The organism is Amycolatopsis sp. NPDC051758, assembly GCF_044453095.1.
GTDB lineage: Bacteria > Actinomycetota > Actinomycetes > Mycobacteriales > Pseudonocardiaceae > Amycolatopsis.
On sequence record NZ_JBITCJ010000018.1, the window covers coordinates 85,352 to 103,930 of the forward strand.

21 protein-coding genes are annotated in these 18,579 nt (G+C 72.0%); 8 read left to right on the forward strand and 13 right to left on the reverse strand.

Features of this window, described 5'->3' with window-relative positions; genetic code table 11:
- Positions 1–8 precede the first annotated feature (8 nt).
- Positions 9–620, forward strand: coding sequence for a hypothetical protein (locus tag ACIA5G_RS49230; protein ID WP_395936637.1), 612 nt, complete (start codon positions 9–11; stop codon positions 618–620).
- Here the strand turns inward: ACIA5G_RS49230 and ACIA5G_RS49235 are convergent.
- Genes ACIA5G_RS49235 through ACIA5G_RS49255 form a run of 5 tightly spaced genes read right to left on the reverse strand, consistent with a single transcriptional unit; the run spans position 586 to position 4,218 of the window.
- Positions 586–1,452, reverse strand: a complete 867-nt coding sequence (locus ACIA5G_RS49235) for an ABC transporter substrate-binding protein (protein WP_395936639.1) — start codon at positions 1,450–1,452, stop codon at positions 586–588. The genes ACIA5G_RS49230 and ACIA5G_RS49235 overlap by 35 nt on opposite strands.
- Position 1,453: 1 nt before the next feature.
- Complete coding sequence (locus tag ACIA5G_RS49240) at positions 1,454–2,197, reverse strand: SDR family NAD(P)-dependent oxidoreductase (protein WP_395936641.1); 744 nt, start codon at positions 2,195–2,197, stop codon at positions 1,454–1,456.
- Complete coding sequence (locus ACIA5G_RS49245) at positions 2,194–2,820, reverse strand: TetR/AcrR family transcriptional regulator (protein ID WP_395936643.1); 627 nt, start codon at positions 2,818–2,820, stop codon at positions 2,194–2,196. Before ACIA5G_RS49245 ends, ACIA5G_RS49240 begins: the two co-directional genes overlap by 4 nt.
- 43 nt (positions 2,821–2,863) lie before the next feature.
- Complete coding sequence (locus ACIA5G_RS49250) at positions 2,864–3,772, reverse strand: NADP-dependent oxidoreductase (protein ID WP_395936645.1); 909 nt, start codon at positions 3,770–3,772, stop codon at positions 2,864–2,866.
- Entirely contained in the window at positions 3,769–4,218 is a 450-nt protein-coding gene (locus ACIA5G_RS49255) for a nuclear transport factor 2 family protein (protein WP_395936647.1), read from the reverse strand. The genes ACIA5G_RS49250 and ACIA5G_RS49255 overlap by 4 nt, the downstream gene beginning before the upstream one ends.
- Before the next feature lie 97 nt (positions 4,219–4,315).
- Between ACIA5G_RS49255 and ACIA5G_RS49260 the strand changes: the two genes are divergently transcribed.
- Positions 4,316–5,143 (forward strand): LysR family transcriptional regulator, encoded by an 828-nt coding sequence (locus ACIA5G_RS49260; protein WP_395936649.1) that lies wholly within the window; start codon positions 4,316–4,318, stop codon positions 5,141–5,143.
- Here the strand turns inward: ACIA5G_RS49260 and ACIA5G_RS49265 are convergent, their stop codons facing one another.
- On the reverse strand, positions 5,144–6,361 hold the full coding sequence (locus tag ACIA5G_RS49265) for an amidohydrolase family protein (protein ID WP_395936651.1): 1,218 nt from the start codon (positions 6,359–6,361) through the stop codon (positions 5,144–5,146).
- Between the two features lie 91 nt (positions 6,362–6,452).
- Between ACIA5G_RS49265 and ACIA5G_RS49270 the strand changes: the two genes are divergently transcribed.
- The gene (locus ACIA5G_RS49270) at positions 6,453–6,908 is read left to right on the forward strand and encodes a MarR family winged helix-turn-helix transcriptional regulator (protein ID WP_395936653.1); all 456 of its coding nucleotides are present in this window, start codon (positions 6,453–6,455) and stop codon (positions 6,906–6,908) included.
- A 67-nt stretch (positions 6,909–6,975) separates the two neighbouring features.
- Here the strand turns inward: ACIA5G_RS49270 and ACIA5G_RS49275 are convergent, their stop codons facing one another.
- Positions 6,976–7,764 (reverse strand): adenylate/guanylate cyclase domain-containing protein, encoded by a 789-nt coding sequence (locus ACIA5G_RS49275; RefSeq protein ID WP_395936655.1) that lies wholly within the window; start codon positions 7,762–7,764, stop codon positions 6,976–6,978.
- A 244-nt stretch (positions 7,765–8,008) separates the two neighbouring features.
- Between ACIA5G_RS49275 and ACIA5G_RS49280 the strand changes: the two genes are divergently transcribed.
- The gene (locus ACIA5G_RS49280) at positions 8,009–8,665 is read left to right on the forward strand and encodes a VCBS repeat-containing protein (protein WP_395936657.1); all 657 of its coding nucleotides are present in this window, start codon (positions 8,009–8,011) and stop codon (positions 8,663–8,665) included.
- Here the strand turns inward: ACIA5G_RS49280 and ACIA5G_RS49285 are convergent.
- On the reverse strand, positions 8,662–9,237 hold the full coding sequence (locus ACIA5G_RS49285) for a dihydrofolate reductase family protein (protein WP_395936659.1): 576 nt from the start codon (positions 9,235–9,237) through the stop codon (positions 8,662–8,664). The two genes, ACIA5G_RS49280 and ACIA5G_RS49285, sit on opposite strands and share 4 nt — an antisense overlap.
- Positions 9,238–9,319: 82 nt before the next feature.
- Here ACIA5G_RS49285 and ACIA5G_RS49290 point away from each other — a divergent pair, with 82 nt between their 5' ends.
- The gene (locus tag ACIA5G_RS49290; RefSeq protein ID WP_395936661.1) at positions 9,320–9,892 is read left to right on the forward strand and encodes a TetR/AcrR family transcriptional regulator; all 573 of its coding nucleotides are present in this window, start codon (positions 9,320–9,322) and stop codon (positions 9,890–9,892) included.
- A 45-nt stretch (positions 9,893–9,937) separates the two neighbouring features.
- On the opposite strand, the gene ACIA5G_RS49295 is transcribed toward ACIA5G_RS49290, so the two are convergent.
- Both ACIA5G_RS49295 and ACIA5G_RS49300 read right to left on the reverse strand, forming a co-directional pair.
- Positions 9,938–11,755: an arabinofuranosidase catalytic domain-containing protein gene (locus ACIA5G_RS49295; RefSeq protein ID WP_395936663.1), complete on the reverse strand. Its 1,818-nt coding sequence runs from the start codon at positions 11,753–11,755 to the stop codon at positions 9,938–9,940.
- Between the two features lie 245 nt (positions 11,756–12,000).
- A complete protein-coding gene (locus ACIA5G_RS49300) occupies positions 12,001–12,753 on the reverse strand; it encodes an SDR family NAD(P)-dependent oxidoreductase (protein ID WP_395936665.1) in 753 nt (250 codons plus the stop codon).
- An 85-nt stretch (positions 12,754–12,838) separates the two neighbouring features.
- On the opposite strand from ACIA5G_RS49300, the gene ACIA5G_RS49305 reads away from it, so the two are divergent.
- Positions 12,839–13,675: a helix-turn-helix transcriptional regulator gene (locus tag ACIA5G_RS49305; protein ID WP_395936667.1), complete on the forward strand. Its 837-nt coding sequence runs from the start codon at positions 12,839–12,841 to the stop codon at positions 13,673–13,675.
- Here ACIA5G_RS49305 and ACIA5G_RS49310 read toward each other — a convergent pair.
- From ACIA5G_RS49310 to ACIA5G_RS49320, 3 genes are read right to left on the reverse strand one after another with little or no spacing between them, the layout of a single operon-like run.
- Positions 13,650–14,021, reverse strand: coding sequence for a putative quinol monooxygenase (locus ACIA5G_RS49310; RefSeq protein ID WP_395936669.1), 372 nt, complete (start codon positions 14,019–14,021; stop codon positions 13,650–13,652). The two genes, ACIA5G_RS49305 and ACIA5G_RS49310, sit on opposite strands and share 26 nt — an antisense overlap.
- The gene (locus ACIA5G_RS49315) at positions 14,018–14,773 is read right to left on the reverse strand and encodes an MBL fold metallo-hydrolase (protein ID WP_395936671.1); all 756 of its coding nucleotides are present in this window, start codon (positions 14,771–14,773) and stop codon (positions 14,018–14,020) included. Before ACIA5G_RS49315 ends, ACIA5G_RS49310 begins: the two co-directional genes overlap by 4 nt.
- Positions 14,770–15,561, reverse strand: coding sequence for an alpha/beta fold hydrolase (locus tag ACIA5G_RS49320; protein WP_395936673.1), 792 nt, complete (start codon positions 15,559–15,561; stop codon positions 14,770–14,772). Before ACIA5G_RS49320 ends, ACIA5G_RS49315 begins: the two co-directional genes overlap by 4 nt.
- Before the next feature lie 95 nt (positions 15,562–15,656).
- On the opposite strand from ACIA5G_RS49320, the gene ACIA5G_RS49325 reads away from it, so the two are divergent.
- Together ACIA5G_RS49325 and ACIA5G_RS49330 are read left to right on the forward strand one after the other, a co-directional pair.
- Positions 15,657–16,079: a MarR family winged helix-turn-helix transcriptional regulator gene (locus ACIA5G_RS49325; RefSeq protein ID WP_395936675.1), complete on the forward strand. Its 423-nt coding sequence runs from the start codon at positions 15,657–15,659 to the stop codon at positions 16,077–16,079.
- A 109-nt stretch (positions 16,080–16,188) separates the two neighbouring features.
- Entirely contained in the window at positions 16,189–18,573 is a 2,385-nt protein-coding gene (locus ACIA5G_RS49330; protein WP_395936677.1) for a glycoside hydrolase family 32 protein, read from the forward strand.
- Positions 18,574–18,579 lie beyond the last annotated feature (6 nt).

Sequence of the window (18,579 nt, forward strand, 5' to 3'; positions counted from 1 at the left end):
CTGGGCGGATGGGGTTCGGTGAGCGCGCACGCAGAGTCCGGGACGGACGGCTGGCCCACGGGCAGCGGGTCGCGGCGCTGTGTTCGTGCGTGCGCCGGTACCACCCGATCGGTCACCGGGCGACGTTGAGCTTCCTCGCCGAACTGGCCGGGCCCTACCAGCGGCACGAGCGGGCCCTGCTGGACGCCTTGGCGGCGCTGGAGGCCAGCCGAGCGGCGTGGCGGGTCGAGAGTGCCGCCTACGCGGACACCCGGGTGAAGGACAAGCGGTTCGGCCGCCGGGTGCCGTCCCCCGAGGATCCGCCGCCGAGCCCGACCGGCCACTGGTACGCGGCAGCCCCGGACCTGTCGCGTCGTGCGGCCGTGCACGCCCTGAAGCTGTGGGAGCAAGACCTCGAACGGACATCGGCGGACGACGAGGTGCGGGCGCTGGTGCGGTGCTGCGTCGCCACCGGTGGCCGCCTCACCGGTGAGCAGCTGGACACCGTGCTGCGCCGCCGGGCCCGGGACGAGACCGAAGATGTCCGCTGGCCGATGACGCTCGTGGCATCCGCGGCCGCCGTACAGCTGAAGGCCCGGCGGGCGGCTACGGCTCCGTCCGGTGGAACTCCGCCGCGGTGACACCCGCGGTCACGCCGAGCTCGGCCGCGACCGCCGTGATCGCCGCGGTGCCGACAGCGAGGTCGGCTCCACCGCCGGTGGTGAAGTGCGGCGCGATGAACGTCTGGTAGTGCGCCTCGGCCTCGGCCTCGGTGTGCTGCCCCAGGAACGCCCGGATGTGGCGCACCGTGGTGCCGGGATCCTCGTGGATCACCCGCAGCGCGCGCCGATGCGCCCGGACGACGGCCTGGACCGCGGGGTCGTCCGGCCGGATGTGGGTCGGGTCGACCGCCACGCCGACCGTCGGGATCCGGAAGTGGTCGCCGACCCAGGCGAGCACTTGCCAGCCGTGCTCGGCGGCGATCGCCTCCGGCGCCAGGGTGCTGCCGACGAACGCGGCGTCGATCGTGCGGTTGCCGAGGCGGCGCAGGTCCATGCCGTAGTCGCCGGGCGACCGGACGACGCACTCGACGTCGCGGTCGGGGTCGAGGCCGGCGCGGCGCAGCACGATGCGGGCGAAGCAGCCGGGCGCGGTGTGCGGGGCGTGCACCGCCAGCCGCTTGCCGGCCAGGTCGGTCAAGGAGGTGCCGGTCCGGGCGAGGAACCAGAAGAGCGGGCGGTGGGTGTTGACGGTGAGCGCGACCCAGGGCGCGCCGCCGGTCAGCCGGGACAGCAGTGCCCGGCCGAGGCCGATCGTCGCGCCGCGGCGCAGCCGCTCCTCGTCCCAGGCACAACCGTCGCGCAGGGCGACGTGGACACCTTCGGCGGCGTAGAAGTCTTCCTGGTCGGCGATGTAGGCGGCGAGTTCCTCGTGCAGCCCGCGGCCGACGTAAGCGAGATCGATGGTGTGCATCTCAGTCCATCGCCATTCCGCCGTTGACCGCGGCCGTCGTGCCGGTCATGAAGGTGTTGTCCTCGGCGGCGAAGAAGGCGACCGCCCGGGCCACGTCGTCCGGTCGGGCCAGGCGGCCGATCGGGGTGGCGGCCACCTGCCGCCGCTTCTGCTCGTCGTCGAGGACCTGCGAGATCTTGGTGTCGGTCACCGGGCCGGGTTCGACGACGTTCACCGTGATGCCCTGCGGGCCCAGCTCCTGGGCGAGGTAGCGGGCGAACTGCGTCAGCGCGGCCTTCGCCGTGCCCAGCGCGATCATGCCCGCCCGTGGCCGGCGGCTCAGGCCGGTGCCGAGGTAGACGAGCCGTCCCCAGCGCTGCTCGGTCATGGCGGGCAGCACGGCCTTCGTGACGACGAACGCGGCGCGCAGCTCGTCGTCGAGCTTGCCGCCCAGCTCGTCCCACGTCATGTCCTGGAACGGTTTGATCGTGTATGGGGTGAGCGCGTTGTGCACCAGCACGTCGACACCGCCCCACACCGACCCGACACGCTCCACCATGCTCTCGACCGCGGCGGTCTCGCGCACGTCGGCCCGCACTGCCATGGCCTCACCACCGGCGGCCTTGATGCCGGCGACGACGTCCTCGGCCGCCTCGGCGCTGGTGAGGTAGTTGACCCCGACGCGCATCCCGCGTGCGGCCAGCAGTCGCGCGGTGGCCGCGCCGATCCCGCTGCTCGCCCCGGTCACCAGTGCCACCCTGCTCACGAGCCTGCCTCCTGTTCGTTTGCACCACCGGGGCGGATCGCCCCGTGGAGTACCGTGTGGACGGTCGTCCGCAGCAGATCGGCCGCGGTGCAGCCGAGATCGCGTGGCAGGCCGGAGACCAGCAGCCGTTCGACCGCACCGCGGGTGATCTCGCCCAGCAGTTCCGGCGGCGCCGCCAGCAGCCCACGCCGGTGGCCTTCCCGGAACAGCTCGTCGAGCCGCCGGTAGACCACCGCGTCGATCCGCTCGTCCACGTGCCGGCGCAGGACGGCGTCACCGCGCCCGGTCGCGAGCTGGGCCGCGCCGATCCGTTCGAGCTCCCCGCCCGCGGCGATCAGGAGACGCTCCACCCGGGCGCCGAACGACTGGCCCGCCGAAGCTTCGGCTGCCGCGACGAGCTTGCGTTCGATAGCGCCGAACTGCCGGTCCAGCACTGCGGTCATCAGGCCGTGCTTGTCGGGGAAGTGGCGGTAGATCGTCTTCTTGCTCATCCCGAGTTCCCGGGCGAGGTCGTCCATGTTCACCCGGCCGGGGCCGGGCGCGAGGAACAGCCTGCTCGCCGCGTCGACGATCAGCTCGGCCCGAGCCTGGTCGGAAACTGGGGAAACTTTTTCGGTTTCCATAGTTTCCATGGTCACCCGCCGCCGGCCCGGTGTCAAGGACCCCTCAGGGCACCAGCACGATCCGCCCCGGAGCATGCCCTTCGGCCAGCAGGCGTTGCGCGTCCGCGGCTTGCCCGAGCGGGAACGTCCGCGCGACGCGCACCTTGAGCCGTCCCGCTTCCGCCAGCTCGGCGACGGTGCGGAGGTCCTCGGGGACGAGCCGGGCGAACACCGCCGTCGCGCCGGGGTGGTCGAACTCCGCGATCGAGACGACCCGGGCGCCGATGTCCGGTGTCGCCGCCAGGGTGCCCCGGCCGGCGGTGTCCAGCACGGCGTCGACGCCATCCGGCGCGAGTTCGCGGACGCGGCCGGCGAGACCGTCGCCGTACCGGACCGGCTCCACGCCGAGGGAACGCAGATAGCCGTGGTTCGGCTCGGACGCCGTGCCGAGCACGCGGGCTCCGCGGCCGAGGGCGATCTGCGCGGCGAGTGAGCCGACACCGCCCGCGGCGGCGTGCACCAGCAGCGTCTCACCGGGTTTCGGTGCGAGGGCGTCGATCGCCTGCACCGCGGTGAGCCCGGCCAGCGGCAGACCGGCCGCTTGGTCCCACGGGAGCGAACGCGGCTTGTGGACCACCGTCCGGACGTCGGCGGCGACCAGTTCCGCGTAAGCGCCGTTGTGGTGTTCGACCTCGCCGCGCACGTAGCCGATCACCTCGTCGCCGGGCGCGAACTCGGATGCCGCGGGGCCGGCGCGCTCGACCACCCCGGCGACGTCCCAGCCGGGCACGACGGGGAAGTACGACTCGCGGGACCCGGCCAGCGCGCCGGCCTGCACACCGAGGTCGGCCGGGTTGAGCGCGGCGGCGCGCACCCGCACGAGCACACCGTCGAGGTTCACCTTGGGCTCGGGCAGCTCGGCGATCGCCAGCACCTCGGGACCGCCGAAGCGGTGGTACACCACGGCTTTCACGACTGCGTCACCCGCATCGGCAGGTCGCCGAGCACGTGGTGCCGGACGATCTTCCACTCGCCGCCGACCCGCCGCAGCCCGGTGTCGTAGTACCCGGACTCGACCGCCTCGATCGAGCGCTCCGGCGTGGTCCGGACCTCGAACACGACGAACTGGGCGTTCAGGTGGGCGGTGTCGCCGTCGACGGTGATCAGGTGGTCGGCGGTGACGTGGTGGCTCGACCCGCCTTCGGGGTGCGGCGCCATGAAGTTCTCGACGGCGTACCGGACACCGGCGCCGCCGATCAGCGGTTCGCCGACAGGCTCGTACCGGTCGGGGCCGGTCTTCTCGAAGATCCGGACGTCGGCGTCGTCGGTGAACAGCGCGCCCTGTGCGGCGCCGTCGCGCCGGTCGGTGGCGCGGACGTAGCGGGCCAGTACTTCCTGGACCGCGCGTTCGTCGTGCATGGGATGCCTTTCGGTCAACGGTTCCGGTGCTTCCAGCCAACCGCGCCGCGACCGGCGGAACGATGCACTTCCGGCCGCTGATCATTACCCTGGCGGTATGGATCGACTGGAGACGCGGGAGCTCGCCTACTTCGTGGCGGTCGCCGAGGAACTGCACTTCGGCCGCGCGGCCGAGCGGCTCGGGATCGCGGCCCCGCCGCTGTCGAGGGCGATCTCGCGGCTCGAGCGGCGGCTGGGGGTGCGGTTGTTCGACCGGACGAGCCGCCGGGTGTCGCTCACCGACGCCGGGCGGGTCTTCCTGGCCGACAGCCGGTCGGCGCTGGCGGCAGTCGAGCGGGCGGCCCGGCGGGTCCGGCGGACGGGACGTTCGGTGCCGCTGACGGTCGCGGTGCGCTCCGGCACCGGCGCCGGCGTGCTGGCCGACCTGGTCGACGCGTTTGCGCGCGAGCACCCCGCGGTGGCGGTGGAGCTGCTGTTCACCACCGACCAGGCCGGCGCGGTCCGCGGGGGAGCCGCCGACGTCGCCCTGCTCTGCGCGAGCAACGACCTCCACGGGCTCACGACGACCGACGTCGCCGAAGAGCTGTCCGTGGCGCTGGTGGCCGTCACGCACCCGCTCGCCTCCCGCGCCGCCGTCTCGATCGACGACCTCCGCCGCGAAGACGCTTTCCGGCCGGACTGCCCGCCGCTGCCGCTGGACGAGATCGTGGACCGGGTTTCGGTCGGCCAGCTCGTCGTGGTCGTCGGGCACGGCGCGGCGAGCCGGGCCGGTGCCGCCGTCGCGGGTGTGCCCGTGGTGGACGGCCTGCCGGCGCGCCTGGTCCTGGCCCGCCCGGCCGAGAACGCGAGCACCGACGTGAAAGCGTTCGAGCGCACGGCGAAGGACGTCGCGGCCCGCCGGCTCGCCACGGCGGCGAGCGCCTGACTACGACTCCTTGAGCCGGCTGCCGCGCCGCCAGATCGCCCGCGTGTTGAGCGTGTCGCCGATGGTCACCGTGGGGTCGCCGTCGACGAGCAGGAGGTCGGCGCGGAGCCCTTCGGCGATGCGGCCCCGGTCGCCGAGGCCGAAGCGGCGGGCCGTGGTTGCCGTCGCCGCGCGCAACGCCTGGGCGGGCGTCAAGCCGGCTGCCACGAGGTACTGCAGTTCGTGGTGGAGGCTGGCTCCGTGCGCCAGGCCGCCGAAGAAAGTCTCCGCCATGGAAGCGTCGGTGCCGGCCAGCACGTCCACGCCCGCGGCGGCCAGCGCCCGCACGGTCTCCAGGACGTCTTCCAGTTTTCCCTGCGGGTACCGGTTGTAGCTGGATCGCAGGGTTTCCTCCCACTTCCCGTCGAGACGGCGGGCGACGCGGGGGTCGTCGGCGAGGTTGCTGCCGGTGATGCCCATCATCGACGCGTCGAGGCAGACGCACGGCACGACGAACATCCCCGCCCCGGCGACGAGGTCGACGATCTCCGTGGTGTGCGGCTGGTCCATGAAGACGTGGACAAGGCCGTCAACCCCGGCCTCGGCGGCCATCCGGGTGGCGTCCAGGGTCAGCGTGTGCGCCACCGTGAGGGCGCCGTACTTCTTGGCCTCGGCGACACCCGCGTTCAGCGTGGCCTGGTCGAGCATCGGCAGCCCGGGGTGACCTTCGACGCTGCCGTCGTCGACCATGAACTTGATGTAGTCCGAGCCCCGCGCCAGGAGCTGCGGGACAAACGCGGCGGCCTCGGCCGGGGTGGTGGAAAACGGCATCAGCGGCATCACCGGCGGCAGGTCCCCGGCGGGCCGGAACCCTTCGGGCATCAGTTCGCTGGGATGGCCGCCGGGCGGGGTGATGGCGAAGCCGGATGACCGGATGTCGGCGACCGTGTCGTCCTCGGTGATGTGCGCGCGGTTCTCGCGGGTGTTCAGGCCCTGCATCTCCAGTTCGGTGGTGACGCCGAACCGCAGGGCCAGCGCCAGGGAACCGGGGCTGGAGTGGACGTGCGCGTCGATCAGCCCGGGCAGCAGGGTCGCGCCCCGGCCGTCGACGACCTCGGCGCCGTCGGGCACTTCGCCGCCGATCCGGCGGATCTTGCGGCCGTCGAGGACGACGGTCTGCACTCCCAGTGTCTTCTCCCCGTCGAACACCCGGGCGCCGGTGATGGCGGTGGTGGCCATGGTGGCCTCGCTCTCTCGCTCGCAGTTACATACCCAATGCTATGGAAATAATGACTGGTATGCAAATGCGCCGGGTACTACGATCCCTGAGGTGAGCAGTTCCGCCGAAGACCGCCTGCTGGACCAGATCGGCCCGGCGCTGTCCCGGCTGCGCCGGCGCACCCCGGCCGCGGGCCGTGACCTGTCCCGCAACCTGGTGCTGAACGTGGTCGCCGACGCCCCGGGCGAGCTGACCGTCGGCGGGCTCGCCACCGAGATGGGTGTTGCGCAGCCGGTGGCCAGCCGGACGGTCGCGGCCTGCATCGCCGACGGCCTGCTGCGGCGGGCGGCGTCCCAGGCCGACGGCCGCCGGACCGTGCTCGAGCTCACCGACCGCGGCGAGGCCGAGCGAGTCCGGTTCGCGGCCGAGCAGCGCGAGGCGTTCGAAGACATCACGGCCGGCTGGTCACCGGAGGAACGCACCCAGTTCGCGCGGCTGCTCGTCCGTTACACCACCGACGCCGGCGCGTGGTCACGCCGCCGGGTGGCCGGTGAAGGGACCCGGTAGCACCGGACGCTCAGTCGTCGGCCGTGTTTGCCGGCGAGTGGTCCCGGAGGTTCGCCGACCGCGGCGCCTAGGAGTCGTAGGTGGGGTGCACCGAATAGACCTGCAGGTCCGGCGGGACACCCTTGGCGCGGAACCCGCGGCGCCGGCGGGTGAGCACTGTCTCCGGGTCGAGCGCGTTGATCACCGCCGCGCTGGCGAGGACCTCGTCGCCGTTGGCCGCGGCCATCACGCGGGCGGCGATGTTCACGTCCACGCCGAAGTAGTCCGCGCCGACCCGGTGGGGGTGGCCGCGGTGCAGCCCGGCCCGCAGCCGGGGGTGGTACCCCTCGGCCTGCACCGCGGCGACCGCCGAGCAGGTCTCGTGGGCGGCGAGCACGGACCGGCCGGTGTCGCCGAAGACCGCCATGACGCCGTCGCCCAGGCCCTTCACCACCGAGCCGCCGTGCCCGGTGATCACCGACTTGCTGACGTCGGCGACCGCCCGCAGCAGCGCCAGCACCCGGTCGTCGCCGGCGTGCAGCGCCCACGAGGAGAAGCCGACCAGGTCGGTGAACAGGATGGTGACGCCGGCCGAGGGATCGGGGTGGGTGGTGCGGCGGGAAGCCGCCTGCCAGGCCTGGACCGCGGCCAGCCCGAGCTCGCGCGTGGCGCTCGGCCGATCCGCGCCCGCGTCGCTGAGCAGTCGCGCGATCCGGTCGGACGACCGGCTGCTCGACGGTGTCAGCGGATCGTCGGGCAGCTCGTCGCCGGGCACGAGCCGGCGCACCAGCCGGGCCGCGCGCACCAGCTGCGCACGCTGGTCGGTCGCGCGGAGGAACCGCCGCGTGCGGAGGTGCCAGGGCTCGGGGCCGTTCACGGCGGCGAGCCTAGTGTCGGCCAGGCTGCGGAGGGGGCGAAGGGGGTGAAACTCACTCGGCCGCGTCCACAGAGGACGATGCGACGAGGGCTCGCCGAACGCCATGGCCGCTCGCCGCCGGAAACCGCCGAGGTTGCGTTCCAGTGGCACATCGCACCCCCGGCGCACCCGGTCCACCCGTGGCCGTCTTTCTTCATGAGAGGGATTTCGGTGAAAAGATCACCGAACCACGGAGGGAGATCTCATGAACCGCATCGGACTCGTCCGCACTGCCACCCTTGCCGGCCTGGCCGCGGCGCTGGGCCTGGCCGCCGCCGTACCGGCACTCGCCGCGCCGGTCACGGACCCGGTCACCACCGTCGCCGACCTGAACGGCGACGGGGAGATCGAGACCGTGACCGCGCAGCTGACCGGTGACGGCGACCAGCTGATCTCGGCCACGGTGAACGGGGTGTACACCTCGATCCACCTGCCCGCCGACAGCCAGTTCGGCATCGAGGCACCGCGGGTGACCGACCTCAACGGGGACGGCCGGGCCGAGCTGGTCGTCACGCGGTCCGTCGGCGCCAACACCACCTTCTTCTCGGTGCTGCACTACGACGGCCGCAATCTGGGCGAGGTGGTCGGGGCCGACGACAAGCCGTTCTCGGTCGCCGAAGGCGGGGGCGTCGCCGCGCACCTGGGTTACCAGTGCACGCCGCTGGAGGGCGGCCGCGCCTTCTCGACGGTCGCCGCCGAGACGGACGACATCGGCCGGCCGGTCGACCAGCTCACCTACTCGGGCACGCGCACCGTCTACACGCTGCGCGACGGTGCTTTGAGCGTCTCTGAGACCGTCCCGTTCAGCGGGCGTCCGCTGACGGACCCGGTGCTCGCCGCCGATCCCGCGACCTGCGCCTAAGCCGGCGCCGGGCGGTAGGTGGTGACGGTGCCGCCGTGGCTGAACGTCCTGGTGTCCACCGGGGCGAACGGCCGCGGCCGGAACCGGCCCGTGAACGCCGGGAGACCGTCACCCGCGACGACCGGGTAGCGCTTGAACACCAGCTCGTCGATCTCCGGCAGCAGTTCGCCGGCGAGCCGGGCGCCACCGCAGAGCCAGATGTCGGCGCCGGGTTCTTCCTTGAGCCGGCGGACGGTGGCCACCGGGTCGGTGATCAGCTCGATCGTGGGGTCGGCGATCTCGGCGAGCGTGGTCGACACCACGTACTGCCGCAGGTGGGCGTAGGGGCTGGCGACACCGGCCTCGAGCGCCGGCTGGTAGGTGCCGCGGCCCATGACGACCGTGTCGAACCGCTTGTTCGGCACACCGTCGAGCCCGATGTGCGGCCGGATGTGACTCGGCATCGTCTCCGGGAACTCCGCCCGGAGGTACTCGACCATGTCCGGCGCCTCCGGGTAGAAGTCGAACTCCCCGCCCGGCCCGGTGATGAACCCGTCGATCGAGACGGCGACGTAGTAAACGAGCTTGCGCATGTGACCCCCAGAACAACTTGAACTGTAGTACTTTGCCTGTAGTGGTCGTAAGGTAGCACTACAAGCGGAGTGGTTACAAGTGATGGCACGACGCAATCCGGAACGACGGGCGGCCCTGCTCGACGCGGCGATCGAGGTCCTGGCGGCGGAAGGTGCGCGCGGGCTGACGTTCCGCGCGGTGGACCAGCGGGCCGCGGTGCCCACCGGGACCGCGTCCAACTACTTCGCCGGCCGCGAGGAAATCCTCACCGGCGCGGGGGAACGCGTCTACGAGCGGCTGGTGCCGGACGAGGCGACGCTGGCCGCCCCGTTCGACGGCCCGCGGGACCGCGCCCGCCTCACCGAGCTGATGCACGACGTGGTCGAGCGAGTCGCGGCGTTCCCGACGGGGTTCCTGGCCCTGCTGGAGCTGCGTCTGGAGGCGGCCCGCCGGCCGGAACTGCGGGAGGTGCTGACGAAGCGGATCCGCGCGGACCTCGACTTCAACGTGGAGAACCACCTGAAGACGGACCTGCCCGGCGACACGATGACGGTCAAGCTGTTGTGGCTGGCCCTGAACTGGCTGATCGTCGAACGGCTGACCCTGCCCGACCTGCTCGGCCCGGCGGAGCGCCGCGAGCTCGTCGACGCCCTCGTCGAACGGCTGGCACCGTAGCCGCGGCGGGGGACCACGGAGTGCTCCCGTGGTCCCCCGCCCGGCTCAGATCAGCGGGAACCGTTGTGCCGCCGACCCGTTGCAGTCCCAGATCTGCAGCCGCGTCCCGTTGCCCGTCGCGCCGTTCGGCGAGTCGAGGCAGCGGCCGGACTGCGGGTTGCGCAGCGACCCGTCGGCCTGCTGCGTCCACGCCTGGCCGCCGACCCCGTTGCAGTCCCACAGTTCGACCTGGGCGCCGTTGGCCGTGCCGTTGCCGACGATGTCGAGGCACCGGCCCAAGGTGCGCAACGCGCCGCCGGACAGGTGGAACCAGTGCTGGTCCACCGCGAACGACTGGCAGTCCCACAGCTGCACGGCTGTCCCGTTCACGCCGTGGTCGTCACCGGCCACGTCCACGCACTTGCCGCCGGGGCCGGTGATCGGGCCGCCACCGGTGACGGAGAATTTCTGCGCCGCCGCGCCGTTGCAGTCCCACAGCTGCATGCGGGTGCCGTTGGCGGTGGCCCCGTTCGGGGAGTCGACGCAGCGGCCGGACTGCGGGTTGCGCAGCGAGCCGTCGGCCTGCTGCACCCACTTCTGGCCGCCGACCCCGTTGCAGTCCCACAGTTCCAGCAGTGCGCCGCCCGCCGTCCCGTTGCCGACGACGTCCAAGCAGCGGCCCAAAGTGGACAGTGAAGAGTCCGCGTTGTGCGCCCAGTGCTGGTCGGAGGCGTTGGCCTGGCAGTCCCACAGCTGCACGGCGGTGCCGTTGCTCCCGGTGTCGTCGCCGGCGACGTCGAGGCACTTGCCGCCGGGGCCGGAAACCGTGGCCGCGTAAGGCGGTGTGCCGGTGCTGCCGGCATAACCGACGGAGACCACATTGGCCTGGACGGCGTCGTCCGCGGCGTCGGTCGGGTAACCCGCGGTCATCACGCCTTCGAAGAACGAGCCGATGGACGCGTTGCTGTTGTCACCGCCGGTGCCGAGCACGATCGAGCCCTCCTGGTGCATCGGCGTGTACCCGCCCGAGGGCAGCGTGCCGTTGTACCAGGTGGTGAGGCCGCCGCTCTGCGAGTTGCCGCCCTTGAGTGCAAAAGTGGTCTGGCCGTTGTTCTTCAGCAGCGCCGTGACGAACGGAGTGGCGTTGCCGCGGTTGGCCGTGTTGGAGCGGTTCCCTTGGAACAGCCCGTTTTCGAGGTCGCCCGCCACCCACGGGCCGATGCCGCTGCAGGGCGGGAAGTAGCAGGTGGTGCCGAGGTTCACCGCGTCCATGTGGCCGTTGCCGGTGTCGGCGATCTGCGCCTCGACGTTGCCGTAGTCGAAGCAGCAGCCGCCGTTGACGTGGGTGCCGCTGGCGACCATGTACATGCCTTCGGGCTGGCCGTTGACCGCGACGCCGGCGCCGACGTAGTGCCGGTACCCGGTGCCGGGGGAGACGTAGACGCCGTAGACCTTGTGCCCGCCCGCGGTGACCGGCAGCGCGGACGCGATCGCGGCGACGTCCTGCCCGCCCGCGGTGCCCGGCCCTTCGACGGTGAGGTCGTTGTGGCGCGGGGACTGGTCGTAGATCACCGTGATGGTGCACGTCGTGCCGGCGCAGAAGGAGTCCTGCGCGGCGGCGTTGGCGTAGCCGCCGACGGCGAGCAGGCCGATGTTCGTTTCGGCGTGGTCGGACGCGCGCTGCACGCGGTCGAGATTGCCGGCGTAGGCCGAATAGAGGGCACGTGTGGTGCTGTGCGCGGCAACGCACTGGGTGCCGGCGGAGCCGTAGATGTCGCACGGCAGGGAGCCGGCGGCCTGCGAGACGGTGCTCAGGCCGAGCATCGTCCCGAGGACGAGCAGGGCCGTGGTGAGGGTGGCGAGGAGACTTCGACCGCGGGGCACGGGGACCTCACTCTCAAGCCGCAGGTCAGCGACCCGGGCGGATTTTTACAACGTTGTATTTCCGAGAGAGAAGGGGGACTTCGGAGTGCGATGGGGATGCGGGGAAGGGTATGGCCGGGTTCTCGGCCGTGTCAATGCCGGTGGTCCAGTCCACTGCGGGACCGCACCCGGACGGCCTACCGCACCATCCGTTTTGTGTCGAGAAGCGAGGAATGCGCCACAAATCGTCCTAAGTGGACATCCGGTCAGACGGCCGTGCCGCCGGTGACCGGCAGCACCACACCGGTGACGTACGACGCGCGGTCGCTGAGCAGCCACGCGGCCGCTTCGGCGATCTCCGCCGGTTGCGCGGCCCGGCCGAGCGGGTTGTCCGCGACGATGCGGTCGACGATCCCGGGGTCGTGCCGGTTCCAGTCCTCGACCATCTCGGTGATCGTCAGGCCGGGGGCGATCGCGTTGACGCGGATCCCGGCCGGCGCGTAGGTCACGGCGGCGGACTCGGTGATGCTGTTGACGGCCCGTTTCGCCGCCCCGTAGGCGGGAAGGGCCGGGTTGCCCCGCAGACTGCCCACGCTGCTGGTGTTGACGATCGCCCCGCCGCCGTTCGGCAGCATGGCCTGCACCTCGGCCGACACGGCGTAGAAGACACCCTTGAGGTTCACCCGCACGACGAGGTCGAAGTCGTCCTCGGGGAAGCCGGCGACCGGGTGCGGCGGCACGCCGACGGCGGCGTTGTTGAACGCGACGTCGAGGCGTCCGTGCCGCTCGAGGACGGTGGCCACCGCTCGTTCGATGCTCGTGACGTCACCGAGGTCGGCGACCACGTAGGAAGCGCCGGGGAGGTCCGCGGCGACGGTCTTCAGCGCGCTTTCGGTGCGGGCGGCGAGAACGACGGTCGCGCCCTCGGCGGCGAACAGCCGTGCTGCGGCGGCGCCGATGCCCCTGCTGGCACCGGTGACCAGCGCGATCTTTCCGGACAACATTCCGTTCTGGGTCATGACTCCAGCGTGTGCCGCCGCCGCGGGCCGTGGCAGGCCTTGCTGATACCTGGCAGCGCCGGCCCACCGGGAGGATCCTCGGGGCATGGACAAACACGCGCTCGGCCGGTTCCTGCGGCTGCACCGCGAGCGGCTGGCCCCGGACACCGTCGGGCTACCCGCCGACGGCCCGCGGCGCACCCCGGGCCTGCGCCGCGAGGAGGTGGCCCAGCTGGCGCACATCTCGACGCAGTACTACACGCGGCTGGAGCAGGCCCGGGGTCCGCACCCGTCGCGGCACGTCCTGGCGGCGCTCGGCCGGGCGTTGCGGCTCAACGACTCCGAGCGCGCCCACCTCTACACGCTTTCCGGGCAGCAGGCCGAGCCGCCGGGCCCGGCTGCCGACGTCCCGGACCGGATCATGGACCTGATCGAGCGCCTGCCGGACACCGCGGCGATCGTGCTCGACGCGAAGTACGACGTCCTGGCCTGGAACCCGCTCGCGGCGGCGCTCCTGGAGGACTTCTCGGCCCGGCCGCGCCGGGAGCGCAACATGATCCGCCGGTACTTCCTGCACCCGGACGCGACCCGCCGCCACTACGGCATCAGCGGCGGTGGTGACTTCGGGACGTTCGCCGCCGGGCACCTGCGCGCGGCCGCCGCGCGGTACCCGGACGACCCCGCCACCCAGGGGCTGGTCCGGGAACTGCTGCGCGAGAGCCCCGAGTTCGCCGCGCTGTGGCCCAGCCCCGAGGTCTCCGACGAGCGCCACCTGCACAAGACGGTCGATCACCCGCAGGTCGGGCCGATCGCCCTGACGTGCGACATCCTCGTGGTGCCCGAGCGCGACCAGCACGTCGTGCTGTTCACCGCGCCGCCCGGGACACCGGCCCACGAGGCGCTTCGGCTGCTTTCGGTCATCGGGCTTCAGCGGATGACGTGACGGACCCGGGTAGCTCGACCAGCTGGACCAGCGCCCCGGCATCACTCGTGCTGTGCCGGGCCAGCTCGGTGAAGAAGTCCGCCACGTGGCCGGTGGCCAGGTGGGCCCGGAAGGCATCCGGGTCGGCGTAGATCTCGTAGAGGTGGAAGACGCCGGGGTTCGCGAAGTCCCGGAACGAGCGGAACTCGAGGCAGCCCGGCTCGCGCCGCACCGAGCCGGTGAGGGTGGTGATGGCGGCGGCGAGCTGCTCCTCGTGGCCGGGGACCGCCCGGACGACGGCCACCATCGGCCGCTCGCCGGGTGGCAGGTCGGCGGCGACCTCGGGCACGAACCCGCGGGCGGTCACGGCACCGTCACCGGGGTGCCGGGCAGGACCAGCCGGACCTCGACGCCGGGGGCGAGCCGGGCGACCGCGTCGGCGTAGTGGCGGGGGTCCTGGTCGCCCTTGGTGATCATCCGGTCGCCGAGCCGGCCGCTGTGGAACGCGTAGTGATGCGGCACGGCGACGGCCGGCCGGAGCGCAGCCGTCAATCCCGCGGCCTCTTCGGCGTCCATGACCACCTGCTGGAGGTTCATCGGCCGGATGCAGAGGCCGTTCGTCGGGAGGATGGCCAGGTCGACGGGCCCGAACCGGTCCGGAATGGTGTCCAGCTCCGGCACGCGCAGCGAGTCGCCACCGAAGAAGACCGTGCGGCCGCCGGCCTGGATGACGAACGTGACCTCGTGGACGCCGTGCTTGCCCGGCGTCGCGGTCACGGTGAGGCCGGCGACAGTGGTGGCCTCCCACGCTTCGATCGCGCGAACGTCGCGGAATCCCTTGTCCCGTGCGATGGTCGCGACGGTGCCGGGCCCGATCAGCGGCGTGCCGAGATCGAAGCCGCCGGCGACGAGCGCGTCGAGGTCGCAGTGGTCGTAGTGCTCGTGGCTGACGACGACCGCGTCGACGCGGCCGAGGGATCCGACCGTCGCGACCACCGGTTCGCCCTGGTAGTAGGTCGCGGTCTGGGTGAACCACGGATCGGTCAGGACGCGGATGCCGCCGAGGTCGATCAGCTGGCAGGCGTGCCCGATCCGGGTCACGGTCAACGAGGTGCTCATGCGGTTTCCCCGAGGTCGAGCAGCGCGCCCAGCAGCTCTTCGGGGGTCTCGACCTGCGGCAGGTGGCCGGTGCGGGGGAGCAGGGTGAACGTCGAAAGCGGGATGGCGGCGGCAAAGGCCTTGCCGTACCCGGCGTCGGCGATGCGGTCGCTTTCGCCCCACACCACGTGGACCGGGAGGTCGAGGTCACCGAGCCGCGCGGCGAGCGTCGGGTCGGCCATGGCCGGGCCGGTGTAGCCGATCAGCGCGCGCACGTCCGGGCTCGGCCCGGTGCCACCGCCGGGCGGCACGGGCGCCTTGCTCGGATCGTGGAAGGAGAACGACCGGAGCTCGGCGGGGGAGAGGCCGCTGACGTCGGTCAGCGGGTGCCCGGCGACCTCGATGCCGATCCCGTCGACGATCACCGCGCCGCTGACCCGTGGGCTCGCCAGCAGCGCGATTTCGGCGGCCAGCCAGCCGCCGAAGGAGTTGCCGACAACCGTCACGTCCGTGAGGTCGAGCTGGTCCAGGAGTGCGACGTACGTCCGTGCCAGCGCCTTGACGTCGGTGAGGTGCTCGGCTTTCGGCGTGCCGCCGAAGCCGGGGTGGGTGGGCAGCAGGACCCGGGAGTGGGTGCGTTCGGCGAGCAGATCGGCGAAGCCTGCCATCGTCGCGACGCCGCCCCCGCCGTGCAGGAGCAGGAACGGGCGGGTGCGGTCGCGGTCCTGGACGGTCACTTCGACCGGTCCGACGGTGTGGGTTTCGGTGCGGGTGGGCCGGAGCGAGCCGGCGGTGGGGAGCGTCGTCATGGTTCCTTCTCGGAGGTCGGCGGGGACTACCTAAGGAACCTTATATCAGGTTCCTTAGGTAAGCAACCTGCCCTCGATGGGCTAGGCTGTCCGGCATGACGTACCGACCGGCCGAAGTCGCCTTGGCGGTCAAGCGCCTGCAGTACCGCCACCACCGCGCGCTGAGCCGGGCGCTGGCGCCGCTGGGGCTTTCCCTGGTGCAGTGGGACACCCTGCGCCACCTCGACCGCAAGCCGGACGCCTCGCTGCACGACCTCGCGGTGCTGACCTTCCAGACCGACCAGTCCTTCGGCTCGCTGGCGACGCGGATGGCCGACCGCGGGCTGATCGAGCGGGTCCCGGGGCCGGGCCGGGCCGTGCGGCACCGGCTCACCGAGGAGGGGAGCCGGTTGCGGGCCGAGGGCCAGGACGCCGTGGACGCCGTCTTCGAGACTTCTTTTCACGACCTGTCGGCGGCGCAGCTCGACCGGCTGGGGGAGTTGCTGGACGCGGCGCTCGGCCCCGACCCGACCGCGTAGCGGCGCCGGGGATCCTGTCCCGCTGCTTGTCCGGTCAGGCGTTGTGGCCGCCTTCGTGCTGTGCGACCGTCGAAGCAAGGCAACGCCGCCGGGGAAGGGATGGGGCCAGGTGGTTCGCAGCGCCCGCGCTTTGCTCGTTGTTCTCCTGACCGCATCGGCCCTGCTCGGGCCGGCCGTCCCCGCGTCGGCGGGAACCGCCTGGGACTACCCGGAGTTCCCGTACCCGGCGACGACCTACCAGGAGCCGTTCCGCGGACAGTTCCACTTCAGCTCGCAGTCCGGCTGGATGAACGACCCCAACGGGCTGGTCTACGCCAATGGTCTCTACCACTTCTTCTACCAGCACAACCCGCACGGGCTGGAGTGGGACACCATGCACTGGGGCCACGCCACCAGCCCGGACCTGGTGCACTGGACGCAGAAGCCGATCGCGCTGGAGCCGGAGGTGCACCCCGGCACGCTGTTCTCCGGTGGCGGTGTGGTCGACCGCGACAACACTTCGGGGCTGAAGACCGGCCCGCTCGACCCGATCGTGGTGTTCAGCAACACCGACGGCGTCAGCATCTTCGTCAGCAACGACAACGGCCGCAGCTTCCAGGCCTACGACGGCGGCCGCAAGCAGATCGAGATCCCGGCGGAGAGCCGGGACCCGAAGGTGGTCTGGGATGCCGCGCGGCGGCAGTGGGTGATGGTCGTCTGGTCGAACCGGGGTGGCAACGGCGTTGACGTCCACACGTCGCCGGACCTGCTGCACTGGACGTTCGGCAGCCGGTACGCGGCGGACTGGCTGTTCGAATGCCCGGACCTGTTCCCGCTGGACGGTGGCCCGTGGGTACTCACGTCGGCAACCGGTGAGTACGTCGTCGGCACCTTCGACGGCAAGACCTTCCGCACCGACCGGCCACAGCCGAAGAAGATGAACCTCGGCACCACCTACGCCGGCGGCACCTTCTACGCCGCCGAGACGTTCACCAACTCGCCGGACGGCCGCGTGGTGCAGATGGCCTGGCAGGGCGGCAATCGGGGCAACTCCTGGACCGGCAACGCGACGTTCCCCGTCGCGCTCGGCCTCGTCGATTCCCCCGACGGCCCCCGGATCACCCGGACCCCGGTCGCCGAGCTGAGCTCGCTGCGAGCCGACAGCCGGACCTGGCGGAACGAGACGGTGCGCGAGGGGCGCAACCCGTTCGCCGGGATCCTCGCCGACACCTACGAAATCACCGCGACCTTCGACGTCGCGAGTGCGACCGCCGATCAGTTCGGTTTTGCGCTGCACAGCCGGTCCGACGGCAGCGCCGACCGGACCGTCTTGTACGACCGGACGGCGGGAACGCTGTACGGCAAGCCGTTGCCGCCGGCCGACGGCGAAGTCACCATGCGCCTGCTGGTGGACCGCGGTCAGCTCGAGGTCTTCGACGGCAGCGGGCTGTTCTCCGTCGCCGACAACGTGAACTTCGACTCCGCCGCGGTCAGCCAGGGCATCCGGCTCTTCGCGACCGGCGGGCAGGTGCGGCTGAAGAACGCGACGTTCACCCGGCTCAGCACCAGCTGGGGCACCGCACAGTCGACCTTGGAGAGCAATCTTGCCGGCCCGTGGCACGCGGCGGGCGGCTCGTGGACCGACGTCGCCGCGGGCAAGCAGGCGCAGGTCACCGGCGACGGGTTTTATCTGAGCGCGAGCACCGCGGGGGACGCCGAGTACCAGGGTGACGTCCGGCTGGGCACCGCGCGAGCGGCCGGGCTGACGTTCCGGGCGACCGCGGAGGGCGCGGGCTACACGGTGAACGTCGACACGAGTGGTGTGGTCAAGCTCTGGCGGCCCGGGCGGGACATCGCGACCTACCCGACGTCCATCGCCGCGGACGGCACCTATCACCTTCGTGTCCGGACGGCCGGATCCCGCATCCAGGTCTGGCTGAACCACGGCGCGGCCCCGGTCATCGACGCGACCGACGACGTCTACCCGGCGGGCCGGTTCGGGGCGAACGTGTACCAGGGTTCGGCGACCGTGCAGAACCTGAACACCGGACCCGCCGGGTTCACGTCGTTCCCGTCCGGCCCGTGGACGGCGGCGGGCGGCACCTGGACCACCACGCCGGACGGCCTGCACGCCAGTTCGGCCGGCGACGGCTTCTACCTCAGCGACCGCACCGGAACCGACTTCACCTACGAAGGCGACGTGTCCGTCACCAACGGCAAGGCGGCCGGCCTGACGTTCCGCGCGACCGCCGACGGCACCGGCTACACGGCGAACATCGACACGAGCGGCGTGGTCAAGCTCTGGCGGCCCGGCCTCGACATCGCGACGCACGCCACGCCGATCGTCGAAGGCCGCACCTACCACCTGAAGGTGCAGACGGCCGGTTCCCGGATCCGGGTGTGGCTCGGCCCCACCTTGGTCATCGACGCGGCCGATACCGCTTACGCAGCCGGGAGGTTCGGGCTCAACGCCTACGCCGGGAACACGACGGCCCAGCACCTCACGATCACCTGACCGCCC